This is a genomic window from Pseudomonas sp. GXM4, assembly GCF_008923895.1.
Lineage (GTDB): Bacteria > Pseudomonadota > Gammaproteobacteria > Pseudomonadales > Pseudomonadaceae > Aquipseudomonas > Aquipseudomonas atacamensis.
In genome coordinates, this window is the sequence record NZ_WBRZ01000432.1 from 1 (window position 1) to 2,905 (window position 2,905).

General features: G+C 58.8%; 2 protein-coding genes. Both read left to right on the forward strand.

Annotated features, from left to right (window positions below; genetic code table 11):
* Positions 1-516: 516 nt before the first annotated feature.
* On the forward strand, positions 517-2,055 hold the full coding sequence (locus F8N49_RS27005; protein ID WP_130927118.1) for an NCS1 family nucleobase:cation symporter-1: 1,539 nt from the start codon (positions 517-519) through the stop codon (positions 2,053-2,055).
* Between the two features lie 54 nt (positions 2,056-2,109).
* Positions 2,110-2,838 (forward strand): aspartate/glutamate racemase family protein, encoded by a 729-nt coding sequence (locus F8N49_RS27010; protein ID WP_016773813.1) that lies wholly within the window; start codon positions 2,110-2,112, stop codon positions 2,836-2,838.
* Positions 2,839-2,905 lie beyond the last annotated feature (67 nt).

Here is a 2,905-nt window from a genome sequence, read left to right on the forward strand (position 1 = left end):
CAGTCGATAAACTCGTGTCAGGCATGACGCCTTAGCGAGCAAGCTCGCTCCCACAGGGTTCTCATTGGTCACTCAGAATGTGTACACAGGAATGTCACCATCGGTGCCATTTATGTGTGCACTTTTTATTTTCGCGCCCTGAAAAGTTACATTCCCGCTCAAATCCCCGCCTTTTCGATTCTGTTCAAAACCTTCCGAAGAAAATAATTACCTGTGCAATCGGTCAGTTTTTAACCTCCGGTTTTCAGCGACTTATCACCTTCCAATAACGTTTCGAAATCAGTGCTGCCCGGCATAGATCTGTAACTGGCACAAATCTGGCTTTATCGCATACATGTTTTGTATACAAAACTGCAAAACATGCACACTTTCGATCCGCAAGCCTGAAGCGCCCTATCCCGTACAGGCTGCAGATGCCCCGTAACCAGTGATGTTTTCACCGCCGCGACGAAGATTTGTCGAGCCTGAGCGCTCATGCACAGTCATCGCGGGAGTGAACGTCAGGAGCCTGCCGGAATGCGTACAAGTCTTTCGAATAACATCGCGCTGAATCTGCCCTCCTCCACGCTCGATCAACCGTTGCCCGATGACGGACTGAGCGATCCGCTGCAACTGAGCCCGCGTCTGCACAACAGCGATCTGGCGCCGACCAAAGCCGAAGGCCGGCGCTGGGGCCAGTACAGCATCTTCGCCCTGTGGACGAATGATGTGCACAACATCGCCAACTACTCGTTCGCCATCGGCCTGTATGCGTTGGGCCTGGGCGGCTGGCAGATTCTGCTGTCGCTGGGGATCGGCGCGGCGCTGGTGTACTTCTTCATGAACCTGTCCGGGTACATGGGGCAGAAAACCGGGGTGCCGTTTCCGGTGATCAGCCGGATCAGTTTCGGCATTCACGGTGCGCAAATTCCTGCATTAATCAGGGCGGTTATCGCCATCGCCTGGTTCGGTATTCAGACGTATCTCGCCTCAGTGGTATTCCGCGTCTTGCTGACTGCCGTGCATCCGGGCTTCGCTGAATACGATCACAACTCGATTCTCGGCCTGTCGACTCTGGGCTGGGTGTGCTTCGTTGCCATCTGGCTGGTGCAACTGGCGATCCTTGCCTACGGCATGGAGATGGTGCGCCGTTACGAGGCATTTGCCGGGCCGGTGATTCTGCTGACCGTAGCCGCGCTCGCCGGGTGGATGTACTTCCAGGCCAACGCGACCATTGCCTGGTCGATCCGCGAGCCGCTGACCGGTGGCGAGATGTGGCGCAACATCTTTGCCGGCGGCGCGTTGTGGCTGGCGATCTACGGCACGCTGATCCTCAACTTCTGCGATTTCGCCCGTTCTTCGCCGTGCCGCAAAACCATCAAGGTGGGAAATTTCTGGGGTTTGCCGGTGAACATTCTGGTGTTCGCTGCGATTACTGTGCTGCTGTGTGGCGCGCAGTTCCAGATCAACGGGCGAATCATCGAAAGCCCGACCGAAATCATCGCCTCGATCCCCAACACATTCTTTCTGGTGCTCGGCTGCCTGGCTTTTCTGATCGTCACCGTCGCAGTGAACATCATGGCCAACTTCGTCGCCCCGGCGTTCGTCCTCAGCAACCTGGCGCCGAAGTACCTGACCTTCCGCCGCGCCGGGTTGATCAGCGCGACCATTGCCGTGCTGATCCTGCCGTGGAACCTCTACAACAGCCCGCTGGTGATCGTGTATTTCCTGTCGGGCCTCGGCGCCCTGCTCGGCCCGCTCTACGGGGTGATCATGGTCGACTACTGGCTGATCCGCAAAGGCCGCATCAACGTGCCGCAGCTCTACAGCGAAGATCCCAACGGCGCTTATTACTACAGCCGTGGCATCAATTTCCGCGCGGTGGCGGCGTTTATTCCGGCAGCGCTGATCGCCATCGTCCTGGCCCTGGTACCCGGTTTCCACAGCGTTTCGCCGTTCTCCTGGCTGATCGGTGCCGGTATCGCCGGCATGCTTTACCTGATCATCGCCAAGCGCCAGACGCATTACGCCGAAGTCAGCGGCGAATGCATCGCTGTGGATAACGTCAGCCACTGATCCCTTCGCGGCCCGGTTTTCGGGCCGCACCACTGCCCGCAATAAGGATTTTCAATGCGTATTCTCGTGGTCAACGTCAACACCACCGAATCCATCACCGACGCCATCGCCCGCTCGGCGCAGGCCGTCGCTTCACCCGGTACCGAAATCGTCGGCCTGACCCCGTACTTCGGCGCCGAATCGATTGAAGGCAATTTCGAAAGCTACCTGGCCGCCATCGCCGTGATGGACCGGGTGATGGCCTACGATCAACCCTTCGACGCCGTGATTCAGGCCGGCTACGGCGAACATGGCCGCGAAGGCTTGCAGGAATTGCTCAACGTGCCGGTGGTGGACATCACCGATGCGGCGGCCAGCACCGCGATGTTTCTCGGCCATGTCTACTCGGTGGTGACCACGCTGGATCGCACCGTGCCGCTGATCGAGGATCGGCTGAAATTGTCCGGCCTGTGGGATCGCTGTGCCTCGGTGCGCGCCAGTGGTCTGGCGGTTCTGGAGCTGGAACACGAACCGCAGCGCGCACTGGAAGCGATTGTGCAGCAGGCCGAACTGGCGGTGACCCAGGACAAGGCCGAGGTGATTTGCCTGGGCTGCGGCGGCATGGCCGGGCTGGATGAACAGATCCGTCGGCGCACCGGCGTGCCGGTGGTGGATGGCGTGACAGCGGCGGTGATGATTGCCGAATCGCTGGTGCGTTTGAAGTTGTCGACGTCGAAGGTGCGGACTTATGCGACGCCACGGCCGAAGAATATTGTTGGCTGGGCGCAGCGCTTTGCTCGATAGACCGAGTTATCGTTCATCGCGGGCAAGCCCGCTCCCACAGGGTTTTGTGTTCTTTGCAAGATGTGTG